Genomic DNA, 7231 nt, shown 5'->3' on the forward strand with positions numbered 1-7231 from the left:
CGATCAGCGCGGGTTTGAGAATTGCGCAACCCCGGTCAGGAGCTCACAGCATGCAGCCCAAGGCAGATGCGCGATACGACCTGACGTTGTTGAGTCTGCTGGTTTTGATCACCGTGGTGCTGGGTTATTCGCCGCACAGCCGGATCGATTGGGCGCTGGAAAACCTGTTAGTGCTGTTGCTCGTCGGCACGTTGGTGGCGGCTTCACCCTGGTTTCGTTTGTCCGCTGCGTCGGTCACCCTGATTTTCGTGTTCCTGTGTATTCACGAATTGGGGGCTCACTATACCTACGCCGAAGTGCCTTATGACCGTTGGTGCTCAACCTTGACCGGGGTCAGCCTCAACAGGGCACTCGGGCTGCATCGCAATCACTTTGATCGACTGGTTCATTTAAGTTACGGACTGTTTATGGTTTATCCCGTGCGGGAAGTGCTGTTGCGGCTGACCCCGTTGCGGGGCTTCTGGGTGATTTTTGTGGCGTTGAACATCATGCTGTCGACGTCAGCTATCTATGAACTGGTGGAATGGATTGGCGGGGCCTATCTGGGCGACGACACTTCTCGCGCGTTTATCGGCGCACAAAACGACCCATGGGATTCACAGAAAGACATGGCGCTGGCGGTGGCCGGCGCCTGTGTCAGTCTGTCGGTAATGTTCCTGATCAAACTAAAGAAGGCATGAGCGCGCTCATTGCGCCCCAAACACCATCGTCCAATACACCCCTTTATCACTGCGCGCATCCGCCGCATAACCCGCGCCGACCTGAGTAAACATCGGGTTCATCAAATTCGCACAATGCCCGGGGCTGGCCAGCCATCCCGCCATCGCCTTGCTCGGTGAACTCTGTCCGGCGGCGATATTTTCGCCGATCTGCCTGCCACGAAAGCCCGCGGCCCTGGCTCGATCCGCTGGCCTATCACCGTCGGGGTCCTGGTGTGCGAAGTAATTGCCGTAGGCCATGGCCTTGCTGTGCCCTTGTGCGGCGGCGCCCAAAGCGGGGCTCCAGCCAAGTGGTCGCGCAGCGGCGAAGCGCCGGCCCCCACACATCCGCGATTTGGATCGCGCTGCGTTCACCTGTGCCAACAATGCTTTGCTGACGGATCGCGAATCGCCGATCTGACTGTCGAGCACTGGCCGCGCCAGCACCACTTGCCATTCGGTCCTGGCGCGACTGACGCCAATGTCGGCGTACTGGCCGTCCAGCAGCGCCCCACAGTAATCATCCTGGAGCATGTCAAACGCCTGATCGGCATCCTGTGCGCCGACCACCCGAATGCTGCGTACCGCCACCGCTGAATAGCCGGAAGCCTTCAGCCGATCACGCAAACCGCCGCCATAGCCAACGGGCAACGCCAGGTTGGAGTTCAGCGCCAGCGGTGCCAGGCGTTGTGCCGGGCGCCTGTCGCAACGTTGCGGATGGGCACGGTAGTCGTTGATCGCGGCCACCAATTGGCGTTCGCCATTGGCATGAGCGGGAGAAGAGAATAGAGCAAGCACAGGCAAGAAACACAACGAGGCGAGGACGGTCGGGTGCATGAGGCAGACAGCTCTGATGAGAAGACAGTGGTAATGGGAGTTCACGGCGGGAGTAAGACTGGGATTTGCACACTAGGTTCAGGAGGGATGGATGCAAAAAATACGGCTTTGCCTTCCGCGTGGCGCAAATGGCTAAAAGTCCGCGGCCGGCCTTAAACATGTGACGGTCGCAGTCGATGTCGTTTGCATCAGCAACGGATTTCAACAGCAAGCCTTCCCGCTCCCACGCTTTTACGTGGAAGCGGGTGAGAGGTGCTTAGATAAGTTCACCGCAGAAAATTTCGTGATTGCCATCGGCCGGACTATCGCGCACCACCAGTGCGTAATGGCCGGAGCGCAGCGTGTCGTATGGCAGAGGCACAGTCTTATCGAGTTGGATTCCCTCTGTTTCGTTGAAGTTGTCAGTAACAACTCTGTTGAGTGAATAGGCCGGTTTCGGCTCATGCTTGGCACAGCTTCCCGAGTAGACATAGGTATACAAGTGCGCCGGAACCAAAGTGCCATCGGGTACACCACCCACGAATAATGAGAGCTCCGTCTCACTACTGTTCACGGGGGTTAGAACGGCCTGAGCGATATGCCCGGCATTGTAAGTAGTTGCGTTCAAGGGAACGGCGTCGATCTGCTGTTGGGCTGATACAGCCACGGAGATGCAGCCTGCCGCTACCATCAACGCCAGCGAAGATACGATTTTCATCGTAAACCTCCTGCCTTGAGAAAGGCGCGTTGAAGTGATCCCCCTATAAATTTTAGTCGTCCATACACATCCAGGCTYTCTTCGGATAGTCGGTCTAATAGCGATTGGGTCTTAAAGGTATTTATCCGTCACAGCACCTTCTGAAGCACTGGACACCGTCTTCGCATACTTCGCCAACACCCCGCGCTTGTATTTGGATTCCGGCCGCACCCAACGGGTTTTACGCTCGGCCAACACTGCATCGGAAACATCCACCGTAATCTGTCGGGTTTCGGCGTCGATGGTGATTTTGTCGCCGTCTTCAATCAACGCAATCGGCCCGCCTTCAAAAGCTTCCGGCGTGATATGCCCGACAACAAAACCGTGCGAGCCGCCGGAGAAGCGGCCGTCAGTGATCAACGCGACATCTTTGCCCAACCCCTTGCCCATGACCGCCGACGTCGGTGAGAGCATTTCACGCATGCCTGGCCCACCCTTGGGCCCTTCATAGCGAATCACGATGACGTCGCCGGCCTTGACCTCGCCGTTGAGGATGCCGGCCAGCGCACCTTCCTCGCCATGATAGACGCGGGCCGTTCCTTCGAAGCGCAGGCCTTCCTTGCCGGTGATCTTGGCCACTGCGCCGGTGGGCGAGAGGTTGCCGTGCAGGATCACCAGGTGTGAGTCCTTTTTGATCGGCTTGTCGAAGGGCAGGATCACGTCCTGGCCTTCTGGATAGTCAGGCACGCTGGCGAGGTTTTCTGCCAGGGTCTTGCCGGTGACCGTCAGCACGTCACCATGCAACATGCCGGCGTCGAGCATGCGTTTCATCAGCGGCTGGATGCCGCCAATGGCTACCAGTTCGCTCATCATGTATTTGCCGCTGGGGCGCAGGTCGGCCACCACTGGCGAGATCTTGCCCAGTTCGACGAAGTCGTCCAGCGTCAGGTCGACATCCACGGCGTTCGCCATGGCCAGCAAGTGCAGTACGGCGTTGGTTGAGCCGGCGAGGGCAATGACCACGCGGATCGCATTTTCAAAGGCTTTGCGAGTCATGATGTCGCGCGGCTTGAGATCCAGCTTGAGCAGTTCCATGACCTGCTGACCGGCGCGGAAACTGTCTGATGCCTTATCGCTGCCGACTGCGTCCTGAGAACTGGAACCGGGCAGGCTCATGCCCAAGGCTTCGATGGCCGAGGCCATGGTGTTGGCCGTGTACATGCCGCCGCAGGAGCCAGGGCCGGGAATCGCCACTTCTTCGATCTGTTTGACCTGGATCTCGCTGATATCCCCCCGCGCATGCTGCCCCACGGCCTCGAACACCGAAATGATGTCGGTGTGGCCGGCACCCGGACGGATGGTGCCGCCATAGACAAAGATCGACGGGCGATTGAGCCGCGCCATGCCGATCAGGCAGCCCGGCATGTTCTTGTCACAACCTCCCACGGTCACCAGGCCGTCAAAGCCTTCGCAACCGACCACCACCTCAATCGAATCGGCGATCACCTCGCGCGACACCAGCGAGTACTTCATGCCTTCGGTGCCGTTGGCGATGCCGTCGGAAATGGTGATGGTGTTGAAAATGACGCCTTTGGCGCCGGCCGCGTTGGCGCCTTTTTCGGCCTCAAGGGCGAGTTTGTCGATGTGCATGTTGCACGGCGTGACCATGGCCCAGGTGGACGCGATGCCGATCTGCGGCTTCTTGAAGTCGGCATCGGTGAAACCCACGGCGCGCAGCATGGCGCGTGCGGGGGCCGCTTCAACGCCGTCGATGACTTGAGAGGAGTATTTGCGCAGATCGTCTTTGTCGCTCATGACTTTTCCTCACATAAAAAGGCTGATCGATGGCTTCCAGGCCCGGGGTTTTAAGTCTAGCCCGGGTTCGCAGAACCGGCCCGATAAGAAAAACCGATACCCCCTTAAGGATTTCCCAGAGGCGGGGCGGGCGCCTGCGGCTTTAGAGTCACGCCCAACAGAGTGACTGTCGCGCATCGACTCCACGCCTGCCGCAATTTCAAAAAAATAAGAAGGTGAATGCATGAGTAACGAAACAGTCGATATCAAGGCGTGGATCGACAACCGACCGGTTGCGCCTTACCAATGGCTGATCATGGCCCTGTGTTTTTTCATTGTGCTGTTTGACGGTTTTGACGTCGCGGTCATGGGCTTTATCGCCCCTTCACTGATCCAGGAGTGGGGCCTGTCCAAAGCCGCTTTCGGTCCGGTGATGAGTGCCGGCATGGTCGGCCTGGCCATTGGTGCGTTGACGGCCGGCCCTTACGCCGACCGCCTGGGACGCAAAAAGGTGCTGCTGTGCGCCGTGACCGGTTTCAGTGTGCTGAGCCTGGCCTGCGCGTTCGCCCGCAATCCCTATGAACTGGCGGCTCTGCGGCTGTTCATGGGCGTGGCGCTGGGCGCGGCAATGCCCAATACCACCACATTGCTGTCTGAATACCTGCCGGAGCGCAATCGCTCGCTGTTCATCACCATCATGTTCACCGGCTTCAACATGGGCTCGGGCTTGGGTGGTTTTGTCGCCGCGTGGCTGATTCCGAGTCACGGCTGGCAATCGGTGCTGCTCTTTGGCGGGATCATGCCGCTGTTGCTGGTGCCGTTCTTGTGGTTTCTGTTGCCTGAGTCAGCGCGTTTTCTGGCCACTAAAAATGCACCTGCCAGCCAGATTTCCAATGTCTTGAACAAGTTGGGCGGGACATTCACCAACGCCACCCGGTTCATCATGACCGAGCCCCAGGCTCAGCAAAAAGCCCCGGTGCGCATGCTGTTCAGCGAGCGTTTCCGCCTCGGCACCTATGCACTCTGGCTCACCTATTTCATGGGCCTGCTGGTGATCTACCTGACCATGGGCTGGATGCCGACGCTGTTGCGTGAAGGCGGCTTATCGATTGAACGCGCAGCGACCATTACCGGGCTGTTCCAGATTGGCGGCACCGTGGGTGCGATCCTGGTCGGTTGGGCCATGGACCGACGTAATCCGAACGCTGTTATCGCGACCTCTTATGCGTTGGGCGGTGCATTCATTCTGCTGCTGGGGGCCTTCAGCCTTGAGTCGAGCCTGTTGGCAATCGGCGTGGTCGCGGCGGGGTTCTGCATGAGCGGTGCGCAAACCGGGCTCAACGCCTTCGCGCCGGGTTACTACCCGACCGAATTCCGCGCCACCGGGGTGAGCTGGATGCTGGGCATCGGGCGTTTCGGGGCTATCTTTGGTTCTCTCATCGGTGGTGCGGTGCTCAGCCTCGGGTTGGGTCTGCCGTTGCTGTTCGCCCTGTTGAGCGTGCCGGCCTTTATCGCTGCACTGGCGATCCTGGCTAACGGTCATGCACGACGCCGGGTGAACCAGGCCTTGCTGACGCAATAATCTTTTTTAAACACAGGAACTCGTTATGGCACGCATCATCGGTGGCCTCGCCGTCTCACATACACCCACCATCGGCTTCGCTGTCGATCACGACAAACAGAACGAGGCGGCCTGGGCGCCGATTTTCGAAGGTTTCGAACCGATCAAGGTCTGGCTCAAAGAGCAGAAACCGGATGTGCTGTTCTACATCTTCAACGACCATGTGACCTCGTTTTTCTTCGACCACTACGGCGCGTTTTCCCTGGGCGTCGATGAGCGGTACGAGGTCGCCGACGAGGGCGGCAATCCACGATCGCTGCCTGCGGTCGGCGGGCATGCGGCCCTGTCGCGACACATCGGTCAAAGCCTGATGGCCGATGAGTTCGACATGAGTTTCTTCCGCGACAAGCCGCTGGATCATGGCTTCTTCTCGCCGATGTCGGCGCTGTTGCCTTGCGATCCTGCGTGGCCGGTGGAGATCGTGCCGCTGCAAGTCGGTGTGTTGCAGTTCCCGATTCCCAGTGCGTTGCGCTGCTACAAGCTGGGCCAGGCCCTGCGCCGGGCCATTGAAAGCTATCCCGAAGACTTGAAGGTGGCGATTGTGGCCACCGGCGGCGTATCCCATCAGGTGCATGGCGAGCGCTGTGGTTTCAATAACCCGGAGTGGGATGCGCAGTTCATCGATTTGCTGGTCAACGACCCGGTGCGCCTGACCGAAATGACCCACGCCGAGTACGCCACCCTGGGCGGGATGGAAGGTTCGGAGGTGATCACCTGGCTGATCATGCGCGGCGCGTTGTCGGCCACGGTGAAAAACCTGCATCAGGATTATTACCTGCCGTCGATGACCGGCATCGCCACCTTGCTCCTGGAAAACCAGGATCGCCCGGTGCCTGCTGACGTCAACGCCCGCCACTTGCAGCATATGCAACACCAGTTGGCGGGGATCGAGAAGCTGGAAGGGACGTACCCGTTCACCCTGGAACGCAGTGCCAAGGGCTATAGCCTGAACAAGTTTCTGCACCGCATGATCGAGCCCGAGTGGCGCCAGCGTTTCCTTGATGCACCCGAGGCGCTGTTTGAAGAAGGCGGCTTGAGCGAAGAGGAACGCGATCTGCTGCGCCGCCGCGATTGGCGCGGTTTGATCCAGTACGGAGCGATCTTCTTTGTGCTGGAAAAACTCGCGGCTGTGCTGGGTATCCCCAACTTGCAGGTCTACGCCGCCATGCGTGGGCAAAGCCTGGAAGACTTCATGAAAACCCGCAATCAGCAGGTGCTCTACTCGGTGGCGGGCAAAGCACCGCGCTGATCGCGCCGACATTCTCGCGGCTCTTCCCGGGCCGCCCAGTTCATTTTTCTGTTTGACCTCACTGTGCCCGGCATTACCGGGCGCAGGGTCTTTCTTTAGCCAAAAATTGGAAAACAATAACAATGAAAATCACGGTCAACCCTCGTTTCGTCTGCACGTTCGCCATGGTCTCCGCGTTTCCTCTGGCGGGTTCGGCGGCCGGATTCGTGGACGATGCCAGCGCCAACCTGAACCTGCGTAACTTCTACATCAACCGCAACTTCACCAACCCGACCAACCCGCAGAGCAAGGCCGAGGAGTGGACGCAGAGCTTCATCCTCGACACCAAGTCCGGGTTCACCCAGGGCCCGGTGGGT

At 59.1% G+C, this 7231-nt stretch carries 7 protein-coding genes; 4 read left to right on the forward strand and 3 right to left on the reverse strand.

Features of this window, described 5'->3' with window-relative positions:
- The first annotated feature begins 50 nt into the window (after nucleotides 1-50).
- A complete protein-coding gene (locus tag AC1DSG_RS24675) occupies nucleotides 51-680 on the forward strand; it encodes a DUF2238 domain-containing protein (RefSeq protein WP_477793234.1) in 630 nt (209 codons plus the stop codon).
- 6 nt (nucleotides 681-686) lie between these two features.
- Here the strand turns inward: AC1DSG_RS24675 and AC1DSG_RS24680 are convergent, their stop codons facing one another.
- The 3 genes from AC1DSG_RS24680 to ilvD form a co-directional block, all read right to left on the reverse strand.
- Nucleotides 687-1535, reverse strand: a complete 849-nt coding sequence (locus tag AC1DSG_RS24680; RefSeq protein WP_477793235.1) for a CAP domain-containing protein — start codon at nucleotides 1533-1535, stop codon at nucleotides 687-689.
- Between the two features lie 256 nt (nucleotides 1536-1791).
- Entirely contained in the window at nucleotides 1792-2232 is a 441-nt protein-coding gene (locus AC1DSG_RS24685; RefSeq protein WP_477793236.1) for a hypothetical protein, read from the reverse strand.
- A 111-nt stretch (nucleotides 2233-2343) separates the two neighbouring features.
- The gene (gene ilvD, locus AC1DSG_RS24690; RefSeq protein WP_477793237.1) at nucleotides 2344-4026 is read right to left on the reverse strand and encodes a dihydroxy-acid dehydratase; all 1683 of its coding nucleotides are present in this window, start codon (nucleotides 4024-4026) and stop codon (nucleotides 2344-2346) included.
- A 223-nt stretch (nucleotides 4027-4249) separates the two neighbouring features.
- Between ilvD and AC1DSG_RS24695 the strand changes: the two genes are divergently transcribed.
- The 3 genes from AC1DSG_RS24695 to AC1DSG_RS24705 form a co-directional block, all read left to right on the forward strand.
- Nucleotides 4250-5587 carry an MFS transporter gene (locus tag AC1DSG_RS24695; RefSeq protein WP_477793238.1) on the forward strand — a complete coding sequence of 446 codons (1338 nt, stop codon included), beginning with the start codon at nucleotides 4250-4252 and terminating at the stop codon, nucleotides 5585-5587.
- A 25-nt stretch (nucleotides 5588-5612) separates the two neighbouring features.
- The gene (locus AC1DSG_RS24700) at nucleotides 5613-6875 is read left to right on the forward strand and encodes a gallate dioxygenase (RefSeq protein WP_477793239.1); all 1263 of its coding nucleotides are present in this window, start codon (nucleotides 5613-5615) and stop codon (nucleotides 6873-6875) included.
- 122 nt (nucleotides 6876-6997) lie between these two features.
- On the forward strand, nucleotides 6998-7231 hold a 234-nt coding region (locus AC1DSG_RS24705), incomplete at its 3' end, for an OprD family outer membrane porin (protein ID WP_477793240.1).

This window comes from Pseudomonas sp. P5_A12 (assembly GCF_056400685.1).